At 70.6% G+C, this 24,089-nt stretch carries 22 protein-coding genes; 2 read left to right on the top strand and 20 right to left on the bottom strand.

Features of this window, described 5'->3' with window-relative positions; genetic code table 11:
- Positions 1–16 precede the first annotated feature (16 nt).
- The 9 genes from ruvX to GT030_RS22380 form a co-directional block, all read right to left on the bottom strand.
- On the bottom strand, positions 17–481 hold the full coding sequence (gene ruvX / locus GT030_RS22420) for a Holliday junction resolvase RuvX (RefSeq protein WP_161202629.1): 465 nt from the start codon (positions 479–481) through the stop codon (positions 17–19).
- 11 nt (positions 482–492) lie between these two features.
- Complete coding sequence (gene alaS, locus GT030_RS22415) at positions 493–3,165, bottom strand: alanine--tRNA ligase (protein WP_161202628.1); 2,673 nt, start codon at positions 3,163–3,165, stop codon at positions 493–495.
- Positions 3,165–3,512, bottom strand: a complete 348-nt coding sequence (locus GT030_RS22410; protein ID WP_161202627.1) for a hypothetical protein — start codon at positions 3,510–3,512, stop codon at positions 3,165–3,167. Before GT030_RS22410 ends, alaS begins: the two co-directional genes overlap by 1 nt.
- A gap of 8 nt (positions 3,513–3,520) precedes the next feature.
- Complete coding sequence (locus GT030_RS22405) at positions 3,521–3,964, bottom strand: DUF948 domain-containing protein (RefSeq protein ID WP_161202626.1); 444 nt, start codon at positions 3,962–3,964, stop codon at positions 3,521–3,523.
- Between the two features lie 180 nt (positions 3,965–4,144).
- On the bottom strand, positions 4,145–4,759 hold the full coding sequence (rpsD, locus tag GT030_RS22400; protein ID WP_135788065.1) for a 30S ribosomal protein S4: 615 nt from the start codon (positions 4,757–4,759) through the stop codon (positions 4,145–4,147).
- Between the two features lie 343 nt (positions 4,760–5,102).
- The gene (locus GT030_RS22395) at positions 5,103–6,458 is read right to left on the bottom strand and encodes a replication-associated recombination protein A (RefSeq protein WP_161202625.1); all 1,356 of its coding nucleotides are present in this window, start codon (positions 6,456–6,458) and stop codon (positions 5,103–5,105) included.
- A gap of 60 nt (positions 6,459–6,518) precedes the next feature.
- Positions 6,519–7,175, bottom strand: a complete 657-nt coding sequence (locus GT030_RS22390; RefSeq protein ID WP_161202624.1) for a vitamin K epoxide reductase family protein — start codon at positions 7,173–7,175, stop codon at positions 6,519–6,521.
- A 224-nt stretch (positions 7,176–7,399) separates the two neighbouring features.
- Positions 7,400–8,659: a histidine--tRNA ligase gene (hisS, locus tag GT030_RS22385; RefSeq protein ID WP_030810658.1), complete on the bottom strand. Its 1,260-nt coding sequence runs from the start codon at positions 8,657–8,659 to the stop codon at positions 7,400–7,402.
- A gap of 13 nt (positions 8,660–8,672) precedes the next feature.
- Positions 8,673–9,380 (bottom strand): MBL fold metallo-hydrolase, encoded by a 708-nt coding sequence (locus GT030_RS22380; protein ID WP_161202623.1) that lies wholly within the window; start codon positions 9,378–9,380, stop codon positions 8,673–8,675.
- A gap of 231 nt (positions 9,381–9,611) precedes the next feature.
- Between GT030_RS22380 and GT030_RS22375 the strand changes: the two genes are divergently transcribed.
- Both GT030_RS22375 and GT030_RS22370 read left to right on the top strand, forming a co-directional pair.
- Positions 9,612–10,436 carry a peptidylprolyl isomerase gene (locus tag GT030_RS22375; RefSeq protein ID WP_161202622.1) on the top strand — a complete coding sequence of 275 codons (825 nt, stop codon included), beginning with the start codon at positions 9,612–9,614 and terminating at the stop codon, positions 10,434–10,436.
- Between the two features lie 168 nt (positions 10,437–10,604).
- Complete coding sequence (locus tag GT030_RS22370) at positions 10,605–11,834, top strand: DUF349 domain-containing protein (RefSeq protein ID WP_161202621.1); 1,230 nt, start codon at positions 10,605–10,607, stop codon at positions 11,832–11,834.
- Positions 11,835–11,903: 69 nt separating this feature from the next.
- Here GT030_RS22370 and GT030_RS22365 read toward each other — a convergent pair whose 3' ends face one another.
- The 11 genes from GT030_RS22365 to pdxS all read right to left on the bottom strand — a co-directional run bounded on the left by GT030_RS22365 (position 11,904) and on the right by pdxS (position 23,784).
- Entirely contained in the window at positions 11,904–14,417 is a 2,514-nt protein-coding gene (locus GT030_RS22365; protein WP_161202620.1) for a bifunctional (p)ppGpp synthetase/guanosine-3',5'-bis(diphosphate) 3'-pyrophosphohydrolase, read from the bottom strand.
- 240 nt (positions 14,418–14,657) lie between these two features.
- Entirely contained in the window at positions 14,658–15,197 is a 540-nt protein-coding gene (locus tag GT030_RS22355) for an adenine phosphoribosyltransferase (protein WP_161202619.1), read from the bottom strand.
- Positions 15,194–16,303 carry a protein translocase subunit SecF gene (secF, locus tag GT030_RS22350; RefSeq protein ID WP_161202618.1) on the bottom strand — a complete coding sequence of 370 codons (1,110 nt, stop codon included), beginning with the start codon at positions 16,301–16,303 and terminating at the stop codon, positions 15,194–15,196. Before secF ends, GT030_RS22355 begins: the two co-directional genes overlap by 4 nt.
- A 3-nt stretch (positions 16,304–16,306) precedes the next feature.
- Positions 16,307–18,088: a protein translocase subunit SecD gene (gene secD / locus GT030_RS22345; protein ID WP_346009715.1), complete on the bottom strand. Its 1,782-nt coding sequence runs from the start codon at positions 18,086–18,088 to the stop codon at positions 16,307–16,309.
- Between the two features lie 144 nt (positions 18,089–18,232).
- The gene (gene yajC / locus GT030_RS22340) at positions 18,233–18,775 is read right to left on the bottom strand and encodes a preprotein translocase subunit YajC (protein WP_161202617.1); all 543 of its coding nucleotides are present in this window, start codon (positions 18,773–18,775) and stop codon (positions 18,233–18,235) included.
- Between the two features lie 163 nt (positions 18,776–18,938).
- Positions 18,939–20,009 carry a Holliday junction branch migration DNA helicase RuvB gene (gene ruvB / locus GT030_RS22335; protein WP_161202616.1) on the bottom strand — a complete coding sequence of 357 codons (1,071 nt, stop codon included), beginning with the start codon at positions 20,007–20,009 and terminating at the stop codon, positions 18,939–18,941.
- Positions 20,010–20,039: 30 nt separating this feature from the next.
- Positions 20,040–20,645 (bottom strand): Holliday junction branch migration protein RuvA, encoded by a 606-nt coding sequence (gene ruvA, locus GT030_RS22330; protein ID WP_161202615.1) that lies wholly within the window; start codon positions 20,643–20,645, stop codon positions 20,040–20,042.
- A complete protein-coding gene (gene ruvC, locus GT030_RS22325; RefSeq protein WP_161202614.1) occupies positions 20,642–21,217 on the bottom strand; it encodes a crossover junction endodeoxyribonuclease RuvC in 576 nt (191 codons plus the stop codon). The genes ruvA and ruvC overlap by 4 nt, the downstream gene beginning before the upstream one ends.
- A 210-nt stretch (positions 21,218–21,427) precedes the next feature.
- Complete coding sequence (locus GT030_RS22320; protein WP_161202613.1) at positions 21,428–22,180, bottom strand: YebC/PmpR family DNA-binding transcriptional regulator; 753 nt, start codon at positions 22,178–22,180, stop codon at positions 21,428–21,430.
- 80 nt (positions 22,181–22,260) lie between these two features.
- The gene (gene pdxT, locus GT030_RS22315; protein WP_135792740.1) at positions 22,261–22,866 is read right to left on the bottom strand and encodes a pyridoxal 5'-phosphate synthase glutaminase subunit PdxT; all 606 of its coding nucleotides are present in this window, start codon (positions 22,864–22,866) and stop codon (positions 22,261–22,263) included.
- Positions 22,867–22,878: 12 nt separating this feature from the next.
- The gene (pdxS, locus tag GT030_RS22310) at positions 22,879–23,784 is read right to left on the bottom strand and encodes a pyridoxal 5'-phosphate synthase lyase subunit PdxS (protein WP_161202612.1); all 906 of its coding nucleotides are present in this window, start codon (positions 23,782–23,784) and stop codon (positions 22,879–22,881) included.
- Positions 23,785–24,089 lie beyond the last annotated feature (305 nt).

The raw sequence follows: 24,089 nt of genomic DNA, 5'->3' as shown, positions 1-24,089 counted from the left end.
CGTTACCGCACTGCGATCAGATGACCACTTCGACGCCCTCACCGGGTGGTGCACCTGACACCCGTTCGGATTCCAGTGCCTGCTGGAGGATGATCACCGCGGCCGCCTGGTCGATCACGGAGCGGCCCTTCTTGGACTTCACGCCCGAGGCGCGCAGTCCCTGACTGGCCGTCACCGTGGTCATCCGCTCGTCGACCAGCCGGACCGGCACCGGCTTGATGCCCCGTGCCAGCTCCTGGGTGAACGCGCGCACCTTGACCGCCGCCGGGCCCTCGCCCCCCTTGAGGGAGCGGGGGAGCCCGACAACGACCTCGATCGGCTCGTACTCCTCGACCAGTTGCCGCAGCCTGCGGTGCGCGGCCGGGACGTCGCGGCCGGGGACCGTCTCCACCGGGGTGGCGAGGATTCCGTCGGGGTCGCACGAGGCGACCCCGATCCGGGCGTCCCCGACGTCGACGGCGAGCCGGCGTCCTCTGCGCATGACGGCCCGGCCTACTTCGCGGTGTCGGCGACGAGGCGCTCGACGGCGTCGACGGCCTCGCCGACGGCGGCCGAGTTCTGGCCGCCGCCCTGGGCGACGTCCGGCTTGCCGCCACCGCCGCCGCCGAGGGTCTTGGCGGCGGTGCGGACCAGCTCACCGGCCTTGAGGCCGCGCTCGCGGGCCGCCTCGTTGGTGGCGATCACGGTGAGCGGCTTGCCGTTGTTCACCGTGAACAGGGCGACCACGGCGGCCCGGCCGCCCTGGATGCGCCCGCGCACGTCCAGCACCAGCTTGCGCAGGTCGTCCGGGGTGGTGCCGTCCGGGACCTGGCCGGCGACCAGGGCGACACCGCGCACGTCCTTGGCGGACCCGGCGAGACCGGCGGCGGCCTGGAGCACCTTCTCGGCGCGGAACTTCTCGATCTCCTTCTCGGCGTCCTTCAGCTTGCCGAGCATCGCGGAGACCTTCTCCGGCAGCTCCTCCGGGCGTCCCTTGATCAGCTCGCTGAGCTGGTTGACGACCGTGTGCTCGCGGGCGAGGAAGTTGTAGGCGTCCATGCCGACCAGCGCCTCGATCCGGCGCACGCCGGAGCCGATGGAGGACTCGCCGAGCAGCTTCACCAGGCCGAGCTGGGCGGTGTTGTGCACATGCGTGCCGCCGCACAGCTCCTTGGAGAAGTCGCCGATGGTGACCACGCGGACCCGCTCGCCGTACTTCTCGCCGAACTCGGCGATGGCGCCCTGCTTCTTGGCCTCGTCGATGCCCATGACCTCGGCGTGCACGTCCAGGTCGCGGGAGAGGACCTCGTTGATCTTCTGCTCGACGTCGGTCATCACGGCCGTCGGGACGGCGGCCGGGGAGCCGAAGTCGAAGCGGAAGCGGCCGGGCTGGTTCTCCGAACCGGCCTGGGCGGCCGTCGGGCCGAGGGCGTCGCGCAGCGCCTGGTGGGTCAGGTGGGTGGCCGAGTGGGCGCGGGCGATGGCCTTGCGGCGGCGGGCGTCGATGGACGCCTGGGCCTTGGCACCGACCGTGACCTCGCCGACCTGGACGACGCCCTTGTGGACGTAGACGCCCGGCACCGGCTTCTGGGTGTCGCGCACCTCGATGACGGCACCGGTGTCGACCTTGATGCGGCCGGTGTCACCGATCTGGCCGCCGCCCTCGGCGTAGAACGGGGTGCGGTCGAGTACGATCTCGACCTCGTCGCCCTCCGTGGCGGCCGGCGAGGAGACGCCGTCGACGAGGATGCCGACGATCGTGGTCTCGCTCTCGGTGTCGCTGTAGCCGATGAAGTCGGTGGCGCCGGAGGCGTCCGCGATCTCCCGGTAGGCGCCGAGGTCGGCGTGGCCGGTCTTCTTGGCGCGGGCGTCGGCCTTGGCGCGCTCCCGCTGCGCCGTCATCAGGCGGCGGAACCCGGTCTCGTCCACGGAGAGGCCCTGCTCGGCGGCCATCTCCAGGGTGAGGTCGATCGGGAAGCCCCAGGTGTCGTGGAGCAGGAACGCCTTGTCGCCGGAGAGCATGCTGCCGCCGGACTGCTTGGTCTCGGTGACGGCGGTGTCGAGGATGTTGGTGCCGGCCTTGAGCGTCTTGAGGAAGGCGTTCTCCTCGGCGACGGCGACCTTCTCGATGCGCTCGCGGTCGGTGATCAGCTCGGGGTACTGCTGGCCCATCATGGCGATCACGACGTCGATCAGCGGCTTGACCACCGGACCGTCGGCGCCCAGCAGGCGCATGTTGCGGATGGCGCGGCGCATGATGCGGCGCAGCACGTAGCCGCGGCCCTCGTTGCCGGGGGTGACACCGTCGCCGATCAGCATGACGGCGGTGCGCATGTGGTCGGTGACCACGCGCAGCGAGACGTCCGAGGCCTGGGCGTCGCCGTAGGCCACACCCGTCAGCTCGGTGGCCTTCTCGATGACGGCCATGGAGGTGTCGATCTCGTACATGTTCTGCACGCCCTGCAGAATCATGGCGAGGCGCTCCAGGCCGAGGCCCGTGTCGATGTTCTGGCTCGGCAGGTCCCCGAGGATCTCGAAGTCGTCCTTGCCGATGCCCTCGCCCCGCTCGTACTGCATGAAGACGAGGTTCCAGATCTCGACGTACCGCTCGTCGTTGACGGCGGGGCCGCCCTCGACGCCGAACTCGGGGCCGCGGTCGTAGTTGATCTCGGAGCAGGGGCCGCAGGGGCCGGGGACGCCCATGGACCAGTAGTTGTCCTTCATGCCCAGGCGCTGGATGCGCTCCTTGGGCACGCCCACGACGTCGTGCCAGATGCGCTCGGCCTCGTCGTCGTCCTTGTAGACGGTGATCCACAGGCGCTCGGGGTCGAGGCCGTAACCGCCCTTGTCCTGGGGGCTGGTGAGCAGCTCCCAGGCGAACTTGATGGCGCCTTCCTTGAAGTAGTCGCCGAAGGAGAAGTTGCCGCACATCTGGAAGAAGGTGCCGTGGCGGGTGGTCTTGCCGACCTCTTCGATGTCGGGCGTGCGCACGCACTTCTGCACGCTGGTGGCGCGCTGGAAGGGCGGCTTGACCTCACCCAGGAAGTAGGGCTTGAAGGGCACCATGCCGGCCGGGACGAGGAGCAGAGTCGGGTCGTCCGCGATGAGCGACGCCGAAGGGACGACGGTGTGCCCGCGCTCCTCGAAGAAGCTCAGCCAGCGGCGGCGAATCTCGGCCGACTCCATCAGTGGTCCTCATTCCGGTTGTACGAGTACGTCGTGTTCTCGATGTACTTCACTGTGCTGCTGTTGTTCTCGATGGCGGTGATCCGCCGGGGCTCCGGCAGGGCGGGGCTCTCGTGGATGCCGAGCGCCTCCTCCAGCTCCGCCTCGCGCTGGACCATGTTGTGGCGGACGTCGAGTGCGAAGCCGACCGCCGCGTCCTTGAGCCGGTGCCCGGTCTCCAGCGCCTTGTTGGCCGCGGTGACGGCGAGGCTCTCGGGGGTGAGCTGCTTCAGCTTGCGGTTGACCTTGGTGGTGGCCCACACACCGGCGGCGACGCCGGTGCCGAACCAGAACGTACGGCGGAACATCGCGGTCCTCAGTCCTTCTTTCGCTTGCCCCGCCGTGCGGCCGGGACCGTCCGGCCCACGATCACCGTACGGCGCGGCGTCTTCGCGGGCCTGGCCTCGTCGCGGCCGCCGAGCGCGCGGCGGACGCCGTAGCCGAAGGCCGCGACCTTGACCAGGGGGCCGCCGAAGGTGGAGGCGACGGTGGAGGAGAGCGCGGAGGCGTTCGACGTCACCTCCTGCACGTCGGAGGCGATGGCGTCGACGCGCTCGATCTGGGTCTGCGCCGAGCGCACCGCCGTGGACGCGTCCGCCAGCAGCGGGACGGCCTGGTCGGTCACGTCCGCCACGAGCTTGGTGGTCGCCTTGAGCGTCTGGGCCAGCCTCGCCAGCGCTACGGCGAGGAAGGAGACCAGGATCGCCCAGAAGACGGCCACCAGCATCCCGGCAACCTCTCCACCGGACACTGTGCGCACCAGCTCCCTGAAACGTGCTTGAGCATCGATAAAGTCGTGCACCGAGCCTATCGCGCCACCGGCGGGGCTCCGTACCGGATTACCGGGCTCCGACGGGGATGCCGGGAACGCGCGAGCCCGCCGTCCCGTCCGCCGGAGGGCGGGGGGACGACGGGCCGTGGTGCTGCGCCGGGGCTGGGATCAGCGGGCGTAGTACTCGACGACGAGCTGCTCGTCGCAGATCACCGGGATCTCCTTGCGGTTCGGCTCACGGTCCAGGCGGAACGCCAGGGCCTTGAGGTTCACCTGGAGGTAGCGCGGGGTCTCACCGTCGGCGGCGAAGCCACCCTCGCGCGCGACCTGGAAGAGCGTCTTGTCCTTGGAGCGGTCGCGCACCTGCACGACGTCGTCCGGGCGGACACGGAAGGACGGCTTGTCGACCTTCTGGCCGTTGACCTGGATGTGGCCGTGGACGACCATCTGGCGGGCCTGGTAGATCGTGCGGGCGATGCCCGAACGCAGGACCAGCGCGTCGAGGCGGCGCTCGAGCTCGATGATCAGGGCCTCACCGGTCTTGCCCTGAACCTTGGAGGCACGCTCGTAGGCGCGGACGAGCTGGCGCTCGGACACGTCGTACTGCGCGCGCAGACGCTGCTTCTCGAGCAGACGGACCTTGTAGTCCGAGTTCTGCTTGCGGCCGCGGCCGTGCTCGCCCGGCGGGTAGGGGCGGGCCTCGAAGTACTTGACGGCCTTCGGGGTCAGCGCGATGCCGAGGGCACGCGACTTCTTGACCTTGGGGCGGGACTGGTTCGCCATGGAACCGACACCTCGTGTTTCTTATGCGAATACGGCTTCACCAGGGTTAGGGGAGGTCGCATCCGCAGCCGGGGAGACCCTGCCTGTCCTTGCCGGACGGGCCGGGCAGCCGTTCCCCGAACTGGGCACATACGTGCAGCACGCGAGTGGCCCACCGACCGGTCCCGGCGATTGGCCGGAGGGTGGTGGGCTGCCCGCGACACCTTCGACGGTGCGCGACGCTCCTGGAGAACCCCGCCCTGGGGCCGGACTCTCCGGCTGGATGTCCCGCTCTGGTGAGCCGTTCCCCCTTGTCGGGGGCCCGGACACGGGACTCAGCACTTCGAGGCAGTCTACAGGGCGCTCAGGACCGCTTGCGACCCAGGTGCTTCCTGGTCCATTCGACCGCGTCCGCGTACCGCGCCTCGGCGCCGTGCCGGGTCGGGGTGTAGTACTCGCGGTCCTTGAGGGCGTCCGGGGCGTACTGCTGGGCGGCGATGCCGTCGGCCTGGTTGTGCGGGTAGACGTACCCCTTGGCGTGGCCCAGCTTCTTGGCGCCCTGGTAGTGCCCGTCCCGCAGGTGGGGCGGGACCGGGCCCGCGAGGCCCTTGCGCACGTCGGCCAGGGCCTCGCCGATCGCGGTGGTCGCGGAGTTGGACTTGGGGGCCAGCGCGAGCGCGATGGTGGCGTGGCTGAGGGTGAGCGCGGCCTCGGGGAAGCCGATCATCGCGACGGCCTGCGCGGCCGCGACGGCTATCGGCAGCGCGCCCGGGTCGGCGACGCCGATGTCCTCGCTGGCGGAGATCATCAGGCGCCGGGCGATGAAGCGGGGGTCCTCGCCGGCCTCGATCATGCGGGCCAGGTAGTGCAGGGCGGCGTCCACGTCGGAGCCCCGGATGGACTTGATCAGGGCGCTGGCCACGTCGTAGTGCTGGTCGCCGTCACGGTCGTACTTCACCGCCGCGCGGTCGACGGTCTCCTCCAGCGTGGTCAGGGTGATGGCGTCGTCGCCCTTGTCGAGGGAGGCGCCCGCGGCGGCCTCCAGCACGGTGAGGGCGCGGCGGGCGTCGCCGCCGGCCACCCGCAGGATGTGCTCCTCGGACTCCTCGGGGAGGGTGAGCGTCCCGCCGAGGCCCCGCTCGTCGGCGAGGGCGCGGCGCACGAGGTCGCGTACGTCGTCGTCGGTGAGCGGTTCGAGGGTGAGGAGCAGGGAGCGGGAGAGCAGCGGGGAGATGACCGAGAAGTACGGGTTCTCGGTGGTGGCCGCGATCAGGGTGACCCAGCGGTTCTCCACGGCCGGGAGCAGGGAGTCCTGCTGGGCCTTGCTGAAGCGGTGGATCTCGTCGAGGAAGAGGACGGTCTCCTTGCCGAAGCCGCCGGTGGCGCGGCGGGCGCCGTCGATGACCGCGCGGACCTCCTTGACGCCGGCGCTGATCGCGCTCAGCTCCACGAAGCGCTGGTCGGTGGCGCGGGAGACGACGTGGGCGAGGGTGGTCTTGCCGGTGCCGGGCGGGCCCCAGAGGATCACCGAGGAGGGTCCGGCCGGACCCCGGCCGCCCTCGCCGACCAGTCTGCGCAGCGGTGAGCCCGGCTTGAGCAGGTGGCGCTGGCCCACCACCTCGTCGAGGGTGCGCGGACGCATGCGCGCCGCCAGGGGACTGCCCGCGGGCTCCTTCTCCTGGCGTTCTTCGGCTGCGGCGGTGAACAGGTCGGCTTCCACACCGAAAACCCTAAATCACGCCACTGACAACGCCCCCGGCCGCCGGTCGGGGCGGGCCGGTCAGCTCGTCCAGAAGCTCCACCAGCGGGTCAGGATCAGCATGCCGATGATCCCGATGTGCAGCACGGGCAGGACCCAGGTGAACTCGCCGAAGAAGGAGCGCAGCGGGCGCGGGGCGGGCAGGAAGCCCTGGCGCACGTTGAAGGAGGTGACGTACCAGAACATGATGATCGTGGCGACCCAGGCCAGTGAGCACCACAGGCACAGGGCGTTGATCCGGTACAGGGACTGGAACTGGAGCCAGGTGCAGAAACCGACCCCGAACAGCGTGCCGGCGTTGAAGGTCAGCCAGTACCAGCGGGGGAAGCGGGCACGGGCGAGCAGGCTCACCCCGACGCAGATCACGATGCCGTAGGCGACCAGGCCCAGCATGGGGTTGGGGAAGCCGAAGGCGGCGGCCTGCTTGCTCTCCATGACGCTGCCGCAGGAGACCACGGGGTTGAGGCTGCAGCCGGGGACGAAGGTCTTGCCCGCGGCCTTGGCCTCGAGCAGCTTGAACTTGTCGAGCGTGATGACCCAGGCGGCGAGCAGTCCGGCCGCGCCGGTGATCACCAGCATCAGGGCGAAGGCGCGGCTGCCGCCCTCAAGGCGGGCCGTGCCGCGAGAACGCTCGGGCCCGGACTGGGTGGAGACGTCGTTGACTGTCGTCTTGCTCATCACGCCGATTCCGTCACTCGCTAGATCGGACCTGCTTCGGGCATCGGTCATTGTGCCGCACAGGGCCCCTCGCGCACCGTTCGCTGTGCATAAGTTCGAGGCGGGCGGGGCACGCTGTCTCTATTTTCGGCCGGTTCGGGCCGTACGGCAGCACAGGCGATCGAACGGTGACGGGCCGGACGGCAGTCCGTCCGGCCCGTCGGCCCCTTGCTGCTCCCGGAGGCTCAGAGCCGGGACTCCAGCTCCGCGACGACCTCGTTGAGGCCGACCGCGGTCTGCTCGCCGGACTCCATGTCCTTGACCTGGACCAGGCCCTCGGCGAGGTCGCGCTCGCCGAGCACCAGCGCGTAGCGGGCGCCGGAGCGGTTGGCGGCCTTCATCGCGGCCTTCAGGCCCTTGCCGCCGTAGGAGAAGTCGGCTGCGACGCCGACCTTGCGCAACTCGGTGACCTTGGCGAACAGCACCCGCCGGGCCTCCTCGCCGAGCGGGACGGCGAAGACGCTGGTGGTGGAGGGCAGGTCCAGCTCCACGCCCTCGGCCTCCAGGGCGAGCACGGTGCGGTCCACGCCGAGCGCCCAGCCGACCGAGGGCAGCGCGGGGCCGCCGATCATCTCGGAGAGGCCGTCGTACCGGCCGCCGCCGCCGACGGCGGACTGGGAGCCGAGGCCGTCGTGGACGAACTCGAAGGTGGTGCGGGTGTAGTAGTCCAGGCCCCGGACCAGCTTGGGGTCGTCCTCGAAGGCGACGCCGGCGGCGGTGATCAGCTCGCGGACCTCCTCGTGGTACGCCTTGCAGGCGTCGCACAGGTAGTCGCGCAGCAGGGGGGCGCCGGTGAGCTGCTTCTGCACCGACTCGCGCTTGTCGTCCAGGACGCGCAGCGGGTTGATCTCGGCGCGGCGCAGGGTGTCCTCGTCGAGGTCGAGTCCGCGCAGGAAGTCCTGGAGCGCGGCCCGGTACACCGGACGGCACTCGGCGTCGCCCAGGCTGTTGAGCAGGATGCGGAACTCGCGCAGACCCAGCGAGCGGTACGCCTGGTCGGCCAGGATGATCAGCTCGGCGTCCAGCGCGGGGTCCTCGGCACCGATCGCCTCGGCGCCGACCTGGGAGAAGTGGCGGTAACGGCCCTTCTGCGGGCGCTCGTAGCGGTAGTAGGAGCCGGAGTACCAGAGCTTGACCGGGAGGTTGCCCGCCTTGTGCAGGTTGGCCTCCAGGGCGGCGCGGAGCACGGAGGCGGTGCCTTCGGGGCGCAGGGCGAGGCGGTCGCCGCCCTTGGTCTCGAAGGCGTACATCTCCTTGGTGACGATGTCGGTGGACTCGCCGACACCGCGCGCGAACAGCTCGACGTTCTCGAAGCCCGGCGTCTCGATGTAGCCGTACCCGGAGTTGCGCAGGGGGGCGGCGATGGCCTCCCGGACGGCGAGGTACTGCGCGGACTGCGGCGGGATCAGGTCGTACGTGCCCTTGGGGGCCTTGAAGGTGCTCACGGAAGTTCTCTCGTCACATTCCTCGTCGGGGAGCCGGGTCGGTTCCCTGGCCGGCGGCCACCTGCCGCAGATAGGGGTTGGTGGCGCGTTCCTGGCCGATGGTGGTCTGGGGGCCGTGGCCGGACAGGACCACGGTGGAGTCGTCGAGCGGCAGGCACACGCGTGCCAGCGACCCGAGCATCTCCTCCATCGATCCGCCCGGCAGGTCGGTGCGTCCCACGGAGCCGGCGAACAGCAGATCCCCGGAGAAGAAGACCGACGGGACGTCGGCGCTCTCGGGCATCCGGAAGGTCACCGACCCCTTGGTATGGCCCGGCGCGTGGGCGACGGAGAACTCCATCCCGGCCAGGTCCAGCTTCGCCCCGTCGGTCAGCTCCCGGACGTCGTCCGGCTCCCCCACGGTCAGTTCGCCCATGAGCGGCATCCCGATGGACCGGCCGAGCGCCTTCTCCGGGTCGCTCAGCATGTAGCGGTCGTCGGGATGAATCCACGCGGGCACGTCGTGCGCGCCGCACACGGGGACGACGGAGGCGACGTGGTCGATGTGGCCGTGGGTGAGGACGACGGCGGTCGGCTTGAGGCGATGCTTCTTCAGCGCTTCCTCGACGCCGGGGGCGGCCTGATGGCCGGGGTCGATGATCACGCACTCCTCACCGGCGGCGGGGGCGACGAGATAACAGTTCGTCCCCCAGGCCCCGGCGGGGAACCCGGCAATGAGCACGATCGTCCTTCGTTGTGTCGGTACGGGAGGGCTCGCGCGCGGGCGGCCCGTGGTGGGGGGCTTCTTCCCGGTCCTCGCGGGCCCGCGAGGACCGGGAAGAAGCCCCCTAGAGCCTACCGGCGCTGCCGTTTCCTCAGCGAACCCATATACGGTACGGGGCTACACGCGCCTGTCGGATCACAGGACGCACACGTACCGGTCGGCACACGACACGCATGAGGGAGAAACCCGGTGGTCAGCCAGGAGCAGCGGCGGCGTCAGCTCGCACGGGAGAAGTTCTTGCGGCAGCAGCAGCGGCGCACGGACGCGCGACGCAAGGCGCGCATGCGCAACTCGGTGATCGCGTCGGTGCTCGGCGTGATCGTGATCGGCAGTGTGGCGCTGTACACGACGGGCGTGATGAAGGACGACGGCGAGAAGAAGGTGGACGCCGCCGGGTCCTCGCCGAGCGCGTCCGCGAGCCCCAGCAAGGCCCCGGACCCCTGCGAGAAGCCGGCCAAGGGCTCGGTGAAGAAGCAGTCCTGGAAGAAGGAGCCGGCGATGTCGATCGACACGTCGGCCGACTACACGATGAAGCTGGCCACCACCTGCGGCGACATCGGTCTGGCCCTGAAGGCGTCTGCGGCCCCGCACACGGTGAACTCCTTCTCCTACCTCGCGGACAAGGGCTTCTTCGACCACACCAAGTGCCACCGGCTGACCACGAACGGGATCTACGTCCTGCAGTGCGGTGACCCGACGGGCACCGGCACCGGCGGGCCGGGCTACACGATCCCGGACGAGAACCTGAAGGACAAGAGCCTCAAGAAGAACACCTACCCGGCGGGCACGGTGGCGATGGCCAACACCGGGCAGCCGCACACCGGCGGCAGCCAGTTCTTCCTGGTGTACAAGGACAGCCCGCTGCCGCCGTCGTACACCCCCTTCGGCACGATCGACAAGGCCGGGCTGAAGGTGCTGGACAAGATCGCCAAGGCGGGCGAGAACACCGGCCAGGGCGACGGCGCCCCGAACGCGACGGTCGTGATCGACAAGGCGACGGTCACGAAGTCCTGACCCCGCGGGGGCCTTCCGGTCCGCCCCCGCGGGCCGGTCGCCTGCGGAATTGGGTGCCTCCGGATGCGGACAGGCCCCCTGCCGGTCGCCTATGTTGGCGATGACGAAATTGTGGACGATGCCAGGGGGCCGGGAGGCTCCCCGCAGGCATCATGTGGAGGAGGCGCTGTGAGCAGCGACCCGTGGGGCCGCGTCGACGAGACGGGGACCGTGTACGTGCGTACGGCCGACGGCGAGCAGGTCGTCGGATCGTGGGCGGCCGGCTCCCCCGAGGAGGCGCTTGCCTACTTCGAGCGCAAGTACGAGGGCCTGGTGGTCGAGATCGGCCTCCTCGAAAAGCGCGTGCAGACCACCGATCTGTCCGCGAAGGACGCCCAGACCGCGATCGGCCACATCCGCGAGCAGGTGGACGCGCACCACGCGGTGGGCGACCTGGACGCGCTGCGGACCCGGCTGGACAAGCTCGTCGAGAAGGTCGAGTCGCGCCGCGAGGAGCGCAAGGCGCAGCGGGCCAAGCAGTCCGACGCGGCCCGCAAGGCCAAGGAGGACCTGGTCGCGGAGGCGGAGCAGCTCGCGGCGTCCGACCAGTGGCGGGTGGCCGGTGAGCGGCTGCGGGCCCTGGTGGACACCTGGAAGGGCCTGCCCCGGCTCGACCGCAAGTCCGACGACGAGCTGTGGCACCGCTTCTCGCACGCCCGGTCGGCTTTCTCCAAGCGCCGCAAGGCGCACTTCGCGCAGCTCGACTCGCAGCGCGAGGACGCCCGGCGCGTGAAGGAGCGGCTGGTCGCGGAGGCGGAGGCGCTGTCGGGCTCGACGGACTGGGGTGCCACGGCGGCCCGGTACCGCGAGCTGATGACGGACTGGAAGGCCGCGGGCCGCGCCCAGCGCGAGCACGAGGACGACCTGTGGAACCGCTTCCGGGGCGCGCAGGACGTGTTCTTCGCCGCGCGCAGCTCGGTGTTCGCCGAGCGGGACGCGGAGCAGGGCGAGAACCTGAAGCTCAAGGAGGCGCTGGCCGAGGAGGCCGAGCAGATCCTCCCGGTGCGGGACCTGAAGGCCGCACGTGCCGCCTTCCGTTCGGTCAACGAGCGGTGGGAGGCCATCGGGCATGTGCCGCGCGACGCGCGGGGCAAGGTCGAGGGCCGGATGCACGCCGTGGAGCGGGCGATCCAGGAGGCCGAGGAGGCCGAGTGGCGCCGGACCAACCCGGAGGCGCGTGCGCGTGCCGCGGGTCTGACCGGTCAGCTCCAGGCCGCCGTGGACAAGCTCCGCGGCCAGGTCGAGCAGGCCCGCGCCCAGGGCAACACCTCCCGCGCCGACAAGCTGGAGCGTGAGCTGGAGGGCCGCCAGGCGCTGCTGGACCAGGCGCTGAAGGGTCTTGAGGAGTTCGGGGGCTGAGACACTCCCCCACCGCGTACGCCGAGGGGCTCCGTACACACCGTACGGAGCCCCTCGGCGTATGCGTGGCTAGCCGCGGTTGCGGGCCGAGGTCACGCGGTAGACGTCGTACACGCCCTCCACGCCCCGGACCGCCTTCAGGACGTGGCCCAGGTGCTTGGGGTCGCCCATCTCGAAGGTGAAGCGGGAGGTGGCGACCCGGTCACGGGAGGTCTGCACGGCCGCGGACAGGATGTTGACGTGCTGGTCGGACAGGACGCGGGTGACGTCCGAGAGCAGCCGGGAGCGGTCCAGCGCCTCGACCTGGATGGCGACCAGGAAGACCGAGGACTGGGTGGGCGCCCACTCCACGTCGAGGATGCGCTCGGGCTCGCGGGAGAGCGAGTCCACGTTGACGCAGTCGCTGCGGTGCACCGAGACCCCGCTGCCCCGCGTGACGAACCCGATGATCGGGTCGCCCGGTACCGGGGTGCAGCAGCGGGCCAGCTTCACCCACACGTCGTCGACGCCCTTGACCACGACACCGGGGTCGGCGCTGGAGCGGCGCTTGCGGCTGCGCCGGGTCGGCGGGACCGGCTCCTCGATCTCCTCGGTGGCCGCCTCCTCGCCGCCGAGCGCCTGGACGAGCTTCTGCACGATGTTCTGCGCGGAGACATGGCCCTCGCCGATCGCCGCGTACAGCGCGGAGATGTCGGAGTACCGCATCTCGTGCGCCAGCGTGACCAGGGAGTCGCCGGTCAGGATGCGCTGGATCGGCAGGTTCTGCTTGCGCATCGCGCGGACGATCGCGTCCTTGCCCTGCTCGATCGCCTCGTCCCGGCGCTCCTTGGAGAACCAGCCGCGGATCTTGTTACGGGCGCGGGGCGACTTGACGAAGCCCAGCCAGTCGCGGGAGGGCGCGGCGCCGGGTGCCTTGGAGGTGAAGACCTCCACCAGGTCGCCGTTGTCCAGGGTGGACTCCAGCGGGACGAGGCGTCCGTTGACGCGTGCCCCTATGGTCCGGTGGCCGACCTCGGTGTGCACCGCGTAGGCGAAGTCGACCGGGGTGGCCCCGGCCGGGAGCGCTATCACGTCGCCCTTGGGCGTGAAGACGAAGACCTCGTTGCGGGACAGGTCGAAGCGGAGGGACTCCAGGAACTCGCCGGGGTCCTCGGTCTCCTTCTGCCAGTCCAGCAGCTGGCGCAGCCACGCCATGTCGTTGAGGTGGTCGTCCTTGCCCTTGCCGGAGGACTTCGGCGCGTCGGTGCGCACCTTGGAGGCGCCGGCGACGGCCTCCTGCTTGTACTTCCAGTGCGCGGCGATGCCGTACTCGGCGCGGCGGTGCATGTCGAAGGTGCGGATCTGCAGCTCGACCGGCTTGCCGTTGGGGCCGATGACCGTCGTGTGCAGCGACTGGTACATGTTGAACTTCGGCATCGCGATGTAGTCCTTGAACCGGCCGGGGACCGGGTTCCATCGCGCGTGGATCGTGCCGAGCGCCGCGTAGCAGTCCCGGACGGTCTCCACCAGGACGCGGATGCCGACCAGGTCGTAGATCTCCGCGAAGTCCCGGCCGCGGACGATCATCTTCTGGTAGACGCTGTAGTAGTGCTTGGGCCGGCCGGTGACGGTCGCCTTGATCCGGGCGGCGCGCAGGTCGGCCTGCACCTCGTCGGTGACTATGGCGAGGTACTCGTCACGCTTGGGGGCGCGCTCGGCCACCAGCCGCACGATCTCGTCGTACATCTTGGGGTAGAGGATGGCGAAGGCCAGGTCCTCCAGCTCCCACTTGATGGTGTTCATGCCCAGCCGGTGGGCGAGCGGCGCGTAGATCTCCAGGGTCTCGCGCGCCTTCTTCTCCTGCTTCTCGCGCTTGAGGTAGCGCATGGTGCGCATGTTGTGCAGGCGGTCGGCGAGCTTGATGACCAGGACGCGGGGGTCCTTGGCCATGGCGACGACCATCTTGCGCACGGTCTCGGCCTGCGCGGCCTCGCCGAACTTGACCTTGTCCAGCTTGGTGACGCCGTCCACCAGCAGCGCGACCACGTCACCGAAGTCCCGGCGCAGGTCGTCCAGGCCGTACTCGGTGTCCTCGACGGTGTCGTGCAGCAGCCCGGCCATCAGGGTCGCCGGGTCCATGCCCAGCTCGGCCAGGATGGTGGTGACGGCGAGCGGGTGGGTGATGTACGGGTCACCGCTCTTGCGCTTCTGGCCGCGGTGCCAGCGCTCGGCCACCTGGTAGGCGCGCTCGATCTGGCGGAGCGTCGCGTTCTCGATCTTGGGGTCGTTGCTGCGCACTATCCGCAGCAGCGGCTCCAGCACCGGGTTGTACGGGTTCGCGCGCTGCACGCCGAGACGGGCCAGGCGGGCGCGGACGCGGTTGGAGGAGCCGGAGCGGGGCGCGGGCTGACCGGCCGCGGGGCGCACGGGGGCGGGCTTGGGGCGCGCGGTGTCGGCGGTCTTCTCCACCGGCGCCGACTGGGCGTGCTCGACCGAGCCGCGCCGGTCGTTCTTCGCGTCGGACGCGTTCGGCACGGGCTTCACCGCGGGCGCCGAGGCGGACTCCGGCTTGGCGGCGGTCAGTGGCTGGGCCTCGTCTGGCAAGAGGACTCCTAGTGCGCGATCCGGGTCCCCCGGTCAGGCTCCGGATACCCCATGGTAGCGATCCCGCGCCCCGCCATCGCCTTCAGGCGGTGGGGAGAACGGCCCACCAGTGGAACACGTGGGACGGGTGGTGGATTCCGGAGGGCCGGAACCCGGAGGCCGCGGGACGCCGAGCGGCCGCGAGCGCGGGCCGGGACGGCCCGGTGCGCTCGCGGCCGCTCAGGGTCCGCTCGGTCCGGTTCAGACCTGCAGCAGCGCCTCCAGGGGCGCGCCGTTCAGGGCGGACTCCAGGCGGGCGCGGCCCTGGAGGAAGCCCAGCTCCATGAGGACGGCGACGCCCGAGACGCGTGCGCCGGCGCGCTCGATCAGCTTGACCGCGGCCTCGGCGGTGCCGCCGGTGGCGAGCACGTCGTCCACGATGTACACGCGGTCACCGTCGGACAGGTCCTCGGCGTGCACCTCGATCTCGGCGGAGCCGTACTCCAGGTCGTACGCCTGGCGCAGCGTCGCTCCCGGGAGCTTGCCGGCCTTGCGGACGGGGATGAAGCCGAGGCCCGCGCGGACGGCGACCGGCGCGCCCAGGATGAAGCCCCGCGCCTCCAGGCCGACGATCTTGGTGGCCCCGGTGGCCGTGGCGAGTTCGGCCAGCGTGTCGGTGAGGGCCGTGAACGCGGCGGGGTCGGCCAGGAGCGGGGTGATGTCCTTGAACATCACGCCCGGCTCCGGGTAGTCGGCCACGTCGCGGATACGGCTGAGCAGCAGCTCCTGGATGGAGGTCATCGGCGCTTTCCAGAGGGTCGGCCGCGGCCCCGGTTGCGGGTCGCGGACTGGTCGCGCGGGCCCACCACAGCGGGCGCCGCGCCGTCGGACGGTTCTCCGGTGGCGGACCGGGACTCCCCCTGGGCCTCTCCGGCGGCGGCCTGGGCACGCTTGGCCATGACCCGCTTCCTGAGGGCCTTCATCGCCGGCTCGCGCTCCTTGAGGTCGGCGACGAGCGGCGTGGCGATGAAGATCGAGGAGTACGCGCCGGCCGCGAGGCCGACGAACAGCGACAGGGAGATGTCGTTGAGGGTGCCCGCTCCGAGGAAACCGCCGCCGATGAACAGCAGGCCCGCCACCGGGAGGAGGGCGACCACCGTGGTGTTGATGGAGCGCACCAGGGTGCCGTTGATCGAGTGGTTGGCGATGTCGCTGTAGGTGAAGCGGGTCTGCTTGGTGATGTCCTTGGTCTGCTCCTTGAGGCTGTCGAAGACGACGACCGTGTCGTAGAGCGAGTAACCGAGGATGGTCAGCAGACCGATGACCGTGCCGGGCGTGACCTCGAAGCCGACGAGGGCGTAGATGCCGACGGTGATGGTGATGTCGTGGATCAGCGCGACGAGGGCCGCGATGGCCATGCGCCACTCGAAGGCGATCGCCAGGTAGATCACCACGAGCACCATGAAGATCGCCAGGCCCTGCCACGCCTTGTTGGCGATCTGCTCGCCCCAGCTCGGGCCGACCAGGTCGGCGTTGAGCCGCTCGGGGTCGAGCTTCAGGTCCTTGGCCAGGGTCTGCTTGACCTGGTCGGACTTGGCGGTGTCGAGGCCGGCGATCTGGATGCGAAGGCTGCCGTTGCCGAGCTTCTGCACGACGGCCTCCTGACCGGAGGCGTCGTGGGCGTACTCCTCGACCTGGGCGACCGAGGCGCTCATCTTGGTCGGGGTGGTGAAGACGGCGCCGCCCTGGAAGTCGATGCCCATGTTCAGGCCGCGCACCGCCAGGCCGAGGATGGCCGTGATGGTGATCAGGATGGAGACGCCGTACCAGATCTTGCGCTTGCCGATGAAGTCGTAGCTGACTTCGCCGCGGTGCAGCCGTGCGCCGAGGTTACCGAGTTTCGACATCGCTCACGCCCCCTTGGGGTCGACGGGGCCCGTGGTGGGACCGGAGGGACGGCGGGTGCGGCGCAGCGGGGGCTTGGCGCCCAGGCTCTGCGGGTCGAGGCCGGACCACTTGTGGCCGTCGGCGAAGAACCTGCGGCGGGCCAGCAGCGTCATGAGCGGCTTGGTGAAGAAGAAGACCACCACGACGTCGAGGACGGTGGTCAGGCCGAGCGTGAACGCGAAGCCCTGGACCTTGCCGACGGTGACGATGAACAGCACGGCGGCGGCGAGGAACGACACGAAGTCGGAGACCAGGATGGTGCGCCGGGCGCGCGGCCAGGCCCGCTCCACGGCGGGGCGCAGGGTGCGGCCCTCGCGGATCTCGTCCCGGATGCGTTCGAAGTACACGATGAACGAGTCCGCGGTGATACCGATGGCGACGATGGCACCGCAGACGGCGGGCAGGTTCAGCGCGAAGCCGATGGCCGGGCCGAGCAGCGACATGATCACGTAGGTGAGGATCGCGGAGACCAGCAGGGAGGCCATGGCCACCAGCGACAGGCCGCGGTAGTAGGCCACCAGGTAGATCACGACCAGCACGAGGCCGATGGCACCCGCGAGGAGGCCCGCCTTGAGCTGCTCGCCGCCGAGGGCCGCGGTGACCGTGGTGACGGTCTCCTCCTGGAAGGACAGCGGGAGCGCGCCGTAGGACAGCATGTTGGCGAGGCTCTGGGCCTCCTCCTGCGTGAACCGGCCGGAGATCTCGGCCTGGCCGCCGGTGATGGCCTGCTGCACGTACGGGCTGGAGACCACGTCGCCGTCGAGGACGATGCCGAACTCGTTCTGCGGCTGCTGGTTCTTGGCCAGCTCGCCGGTGATGTCGGCGAACTTCTTGGCGCCGGAGGAGGTGAAGTTCATCTGCACCTGCCAGCCGGAGGCGCCCTGGGTGTCGAAGACCGCCTTGGCGTTCTTCACCTCCGTGCCGTCCACGGCGGCGGGGCCGAGCACGTACTTGTACCAGACCTTGTCGATCTCGCCGCAGGCCACGGTGGGCTCCCCGGGCTTGCCGGCCTTGCCGACCTTGGCGCGCTCGGCGGGCTTGGTGCAGTCCAGGGCCGCGTACTGGGCCTGGAGCTTCGCGGCGTCCGCGTTGGCGCTCGGCGTCGGGGAGGGGCTCGCCGGGGCACCGGAGGACTTGGCGCTCGCGGAGCCGGTGGGCGACGGGGTGGCGTCGGCCTTCAGGGCGTCGCTGACGGCGCGGCCCTGCGAGGTGGCCGAGGCGTTCGGCGAGGGGGCACCGGAGGGCGAGGTGGCCTTCTGGTCGCCGGAGGGGCTGGCGGCCGGGCTCGGGGAGCCGCTGGCGCCGGAGGAGGTGCTCGGCGACGGCTTGGGGGCCGCGCCGCCGCTGGGCTCGCTGGCCAGGACCGGGCGGAAGTACAGCTTGGCGGTGGTGCCGACCTGCTGCTGGGCCTCCTTGGAGTTGGTGCCCTTGGGGATGTTGACGATGATGTGATCGTCGCCCTGGGTCTGCACCTCGGCCTCGGAGACACCAAGGCCGTTGACACGGCGGTTCATGATGTCGACCGCGGTGTCCATGTTGGCCTTGTTGATCGCCGACCCCTGGTCGGCCTTCGCCTTGAGCGTGATGCTCGTACCGCCGGCAAGGTCGATGCCGAGACGCGGGGTGGTGTGACCGGCGAGGAACATGCCCCCGGTCATCGCCACGATGGCGATCAGGATGAGGACCAGCGAGCGCCCTGGCTTGCTCTGGGCACTCGCGCCCCGGCCCTTCTTAGGTGCTGCCACCTTCTCGTACTCCCTCTCGGGCCGCCCGGTGCGCCGTGGGCGCCGGTGGCCATGACATGGTGTCGGGATTCCGTGCGGGAAACAGAGGCGTCCGGGACGTGCCGCGCGCCCGGTGAGGGGCGCCGGGACGCCCCGGGGACGTGACTACTTCGCGTCGGTGTCGCCGTCGGTCTTCTTCGGCGCCTCGGCCGGCTCGGCCGTCTCCGCCTTGTTCACGACGGTGTCGTCCTTGGCGGCGGGCTCGACGGTCTCGGTCTTGTCGGCGAGCGTCGTGTCCTCGGCCACGGCGGTCTCCTCGGCGGTGTCCTTCTTGCCGAAGTCGACCGCCTTGTGCTCGGCGTCGGCGGCGGTGAGGGAGGAGGCGTCGTCGGGGACGATCTCGGAGTCCGACTTAAGGTCGTGCTCGATGCCGTGGATGATGCGGTTGTACTCGTCGTCGGAGAGGACGGCGCCGATCGCGTTCTTGGCGAAGATCAGCTCGACGCCCGGCCCGGCGTCGAGGAGGACGGTGTCCTCCGTGACTTCCTTGACCGTCGCGTACATCCCCCCGATCGTGCGGACGCCCGAACCGGGCTGCATCTCGTTCCGCATATTGGCGGCCTGCTGCTGCTTCTTCTTGGCCGAGCGCGTCATCAGGAACATGACCGCGATGAGCACGATGAAGGGGAGAAGGGTATAGACATTCACGGGACGGAATTTCCTTCGCGCGACCGCGCGGTGAGCGGCCTGTTGGAGGGTGCTGGTCGGCGTCGCCCGCAAGGGCGGCATCGGCGGAGTCTAAGCGAGTCCGCGCGCATGGAACAACGCTCAGCATGGCACTTGGGTTCCTCCTGGGGCCAATGCGCCGCTCTCACGCCCCGAACAGATCCTGTTGTCCGTTTCCCGTGGCCGGCCGCTGCGGCGGGGTGAGCCCCAGGTGGACCCAGGCGGCCGGGGTGGCCACGCGCCCGCGCGGGGTTCGGGCGAGCAGGCCCTCGCGCACCAAGAACGGTTCGGCGACCTCCTCCACCGTCTCCCGCTCCTCCCCCACCGCGACGGCCAGGGTGGACAGGCCCACCGGGCCGCCGCCGAACAGTTTCAGCAGCGCCTCCAGCACGCCCCGGTCGAGCCGGTCGAGGCCGCGCTCGTCCACCTCGTAGACGGCGAGGGCGGCGGCCGCGATGCCCTCGGTGATCATGCCGTCCGCCTTGACCTGGGCGTAGTCCCGCACCCGGCGCAGCAGCCGGTTGGCGATCCGGGGCGTGCCGCGCGAACGGCCGGCGATCTCGGCGGCGCCGGACGGGTCGATCTCGACGTCCAGCAGGGCGGCCGAGCGGTGCACGACCCGCTGGAGTTCGCGCGGCTCGTAGAACTCCATGTGCGCGGTGAAGCCGAAGCGGTCGCGCAGCGGGGGCGGCAGCAGACCCGCGCGCGTGGTGGCACCCACCAGGGTGAACGGGGGCAGCTCCAGCGGGATGGCGGTGGCGCCGGGGCCCTTGCCGACGATGACGTCGACCCGGAAGTCCTCCATCGCCATGTACAGCATCTCCTCGGCGGGCCGGGACATGCGGTGGATCTCGTCCAGGAAGAGGACCTCGCCCTCCTGGAGGGAGGAGAGGATCGCGGCGAGGTCGCCGGCGTGCTGGATGGCGGGGCCGGAGGTGATGCGGATGGGGGCGCCCATCTCGGCCGCGATGATCATCGACAGGGTGGTCTTGCCGAGGCCGGGCGCGCCGGAGAGCAGCACATGGTCGGCGGTGGCGCCGCGCGCGCGGGCGGCGCGCAGTACGAGGTCGAGCTGTTCGCGCACCTTCTCCTGGCCGATGAACTCGCCGAGGTCCTTGGGGCGCAGGGCGGCCTCGACGGCCTGGTCCTCCCGGTCGGCGGCGGTGTCCACCAGCCGTTCCGCGGCGGCGCCGTCCGTCGTGTCGTCCCAGTTCACTTCAGGTGCTCCTAGCGGGATGCGCGCGGGTCAGCGGGCGCGGTTCAGGGTCTGGAGGGCGGCCTTGAGCAGCTGGCCGACCTGGGGGGCGCCGCCCGCCGCCTCGGCCTGGGGGGTCACGGCGGTGACGGCCTCGTCGGCCTCGCGGGTGGCGTAGCCCAGACCGATGAGGGCCGCGTGCAACTGGTCACGCCAGCCCTGGCTCACCGGGGCGCCGACGGCGGGGGCGCCGATGGGGGCGCCGAGCCGGTCCTTCAGCTCCAGCAGCAACTTCTGCGCGCCCTTCTTGCCGATGCCGGGTACGGCGGTGAGGGCCTTCTCGTCGGCGGTGGCGACGGCGCGGCGCAGCGCGTCCGGGCGGTGGGTGGCGAGCATGGCCTGGGCGAGGCGGGGGCCGACGCCGCTGGCGGTCTGGAGCAGCTCGAAGACCTGGCGCTCGTCGTCGTCGGCGAAGCCGTAGAGGGTGAGCGAGTCCTCCCGGACGACGAGCGAGGTGTGCAGCCGGGCCTCCTGGCCGACGCGGAGCTTCGCCAGGGTGTCGGGCGTGCACTGGACGGCCATGCCGACCCCGCCGACCTCGACGACCGCCGAGTCGGGGGCGAGGGCGGCGACGGTGCCGCTGACGAAGGCGATCATGCCGTTCGGCCTTTCGTTGCGTGGGCGGTGCGCGGTGCTGTTCCCGGGACCGTTTTCTGGGCCGTGTGCCGGTCGACCGCCTGCTGGAGCCGGTTCTGCGCGGGGGCGCGCCAGATGTGGCAGATGGCGAGCGCGAGGGCGTCGGCGGCGTCGGCGGGCTTGGGGGGCGCGCTGAGCCGGAGCAGCCGGGTGACCATGGCCCCGACCTGGGCCTTGTCGGCGCGGCCGGTGCCGGTGACGGCGGCCTTGACCTCGCTGGGGGTGTGCAGGGCGACCGGGATGCCGCGCCGGGCGGCGCACAGCATGGCGACGGCGCTGGCCTGGGCGGTGCCCATGACGGTGCTGACGTTGTGCTGGCTGAAGACCCGCTCCACGGCCACGAACTCCGGCTGGTGCTCGTCCAGCCACTGTTCGAGGCCCTGCTCGACGGCGAGCAGCCGGTGGCTCAGCTCGGCGTCGGGGGGCGTACGGACGACACCGACGCCGACCATGGTGAGCGGCCGTCCCGCGACCCCGTCGACCACGCCCACCCCGCACCGCGTCAGTCCGGGGTCCACCCCAAGCACCCGCAACGCCGCCCCCAACCCTTCTTTGCGGCTGAACCGCCGCCGCTCCCGCGGAGGTGGCTGAGCACCGTCGTGGTCCCGCAATTGATGGTCGCGGCCCGTGGACGGTGATCTTTTGAACGAACACCGCAAGGCTAGCCGCTGCCACCGACAACGACGACGGGCCGGCGGGATGTGTCCCGCCGGCCCGTGCCCACCGCCAAGCCCGTGGCGGCGTTACGCGTCGACCTTCTCCATGACGTCGTCGCTCACGTCGAAGTTGGCGAAGACGTTCTGGACGTCGTCGCTGTCCTCGAGGGCGTCGATCAGCTTGAAGATCTTCCGGGCGCCGTCCTCGTCCAGCTCGACCTGCATGGTCGGGACGAAGCTGGAGTCGGCGGAGTCGTAGTCGATGCCGGCCTCCTGGAGGGCGGTGCGGACCTCGACCAGGTCGGTGGCCTCGCTGAGCACCTCGAAGGACTCACCGAGGTCGTTGACCTCCTCGGCACCGGCGTCCAGGACGGCGCCGAGTACGTCGTCCTCGGTCAGCTCGCCCTTGGGGACGATGATGACGCCCTTGCGGTTGAACAGGTACGACACCGAGCCGGGGTCGGCCATGTTGCCGCCGTTGCGGGTCATGGCGACGCGGACGTCGGAGGCGGCACGGTTGCGGTTGTCGGTGAGGCACTCGATGAGCACCGCGACACCGTTGGGGCCGTAACCCTCGTACATGATCGTCTCGTAGTCGGCGCCGCCGGCCTCCAGGCCGCCGCCGCGCTTGACCGCGGAGTCGATGTTCTTGTTGGGGACCGACTGCTTCTTGGCCTTCTGGATGGCGTCGTAGAGCGTCGGGTTGCCGTCGATGTCGACGCCGCCCATGCGGGCCGCGACCTCGATGTTCTTGATGAGCTTCGCGAAGAGCTTGCCGCGCTTGGCGTCGATCACGGCCTTCTTGTGCTTCGTCGTAGCCCATTTAGAGTGGCCGGACATCTGCCTGTCTCCTTCGCGTAACCCGATCCGATACGGACTCCCCCGGTGCTGGGAGAGCCTGGGGGGTACCGCCGCAGATCCTACAAGGACTCCGGTGTCCGGTTCGCGCGGACCATGTCGACGAAGAGCGCGTGCACACGGTGGTCACCGGTCAGTTCCGGGTGGAACGAGGTGGCGAGCACGTTGCCCTGGCGTACGGCGACGATGTGCCCGTCGTGCTCGGCGAGCACCTCGGCGGCCGCGCCCACGGACTCGACCCACGGGGCGCGGATGAAGACGCCCTCCACGGGAGCGCCCTCGACGCCCTTGACGTCGACCGCCGCCTCGAAGGACTCGTTCTGGCGGCCGAAGGCGTTGCGGCGGACGATCATGTCGATGCCGCCGATGGTCTCCTGGCCCGAGCGCGGGTCGAGGATCTTGTCGGCGAGCAGGATCAGCCCGGCGCAGGTGCCGTAGACGGGCAGCCCGGCGCGCACACGGGCGCGCAGGGGCTCCATCAGGCCGAAGAGGACGGCCAGCTTGGAGATGGTGGTGGACTCACCGCCGGGCAGGACGAGGGCGTCCACCTCGGCGAGTTCCTCGGGGCGCCTGACCGGCCTGGCCACGGCGTCCGCCGCGGCCAGGGCGATGAGGTGCTCCCGTACGTCGCCCTGGAGGGCCAGGACGCCGATGACGGGGGTGTTCATGGTGTGCAGGTCCTACCAGCCGCGGTTGGCGTAGCGCTCGGTCTCGGGGAGGGTGTCGCAGTTGATGCCGACCATGGCCTCGCCGAGGTTGCGGGAGGAGTCCGCGACGATCTTCGGGTCGTCGTAGAAGGTGGTGGCCTTCACGATGGCGGCGGCGCGCTTGGCCGGGTCGCCGGACTTGAAGATGCCGGAGCCGACGAAGACGCCCTCGGCGCCGAGCTGGCGCATCAGAGCGGCGTCGGCCGGGGTGGCGACGCCACCGGCGGAGAACAGGACGACGGGGAGCTTGCCCAGCTCGGCGACCTCCTTGACCAGCTCGTAGGGGGCGCGCAGCTCCTTGGCGGCGGCGAACAGCTCGTTGTGGTCGCAGCCGCGCAGCTTGGCGATCTCGCCCTTGATCTGGCGCAGGTGGCGCACGGCCTCGACGACGTTGCCGGTGCCGGCCTCGCCCTTGGAGCGGATCATGGCCGCGCCCTCGGCGATGCGGCGCAGGGCCTCGCCCAGGTTGGTGGCACCGCAGACGAAGGGGGTGGTGAACGCCCACTTGTCGGAGTGGTTGACCTCGTCGGCCGGGGTGAGCACCTCGGACTCGTCGATGTAGTCGACGCCGAGGGACTGGAGCACCTGGGCCTCGACGAAGTGACCGATGCGGGACTTGGCCATGACCGGGATCGAGACGGCGTCGATGATGCCCTCGATCATGTCCGGGTCGGACATGCGGGCCACGCCGCCGTCCTTGCGGATGTCGGCCGGGACCCGCTCCAGGGCCATGACGGCCACGGCGCCCGCGTCCTCGGCGATCTTCGCCTGCTCGGCGTTGACCACGTCCATGATGACGCCGCCCTTGAGCTGCTCGGCCATGCCGCGCTTCACACGGGCGGTGCCGGTCTCGGGACCCTGGTTGTCGATGATGGACACGCGTGACCTCACTGGTGGGTAAGACGGTTTCTGCACCGCCGAGGAAACGCGACCGGGCCGGGCCACATCAAGGGCCAATGGGAAGCCGGTGGATCGTTTTGTCCCCGCGTGCCCCTGCGGGACCCCGCTCAGGCGACCCGTTCGACCAGCGCGGCGGGCGGTTCGTCGTCCATCTCGAAGGCCAGCGGGAACGGCGCGTGCCCGGCCAGCCGGAACCAGCGGACCTTGCGGTGCTCGCGCAGCCGGCGGGCGGCGCCCACGGCGTCGTTGTGGAAGCGGCGGGCCATCGGCACCCGGCGCACCGC

Origin of the sequence: Streptomyces sp. SID1328 (assembly GCF_009865595.1) — a bacterium.
Lineage (GTDB): Bacteria > Actinomycetota > Actinomycetes > Streptomycetales > Streptomycetaceae > Streptomyces > Streptomyces griseoluteus.
This window is presented reverse-complemented; position numbering and strand designations above follow the sequence as displayed.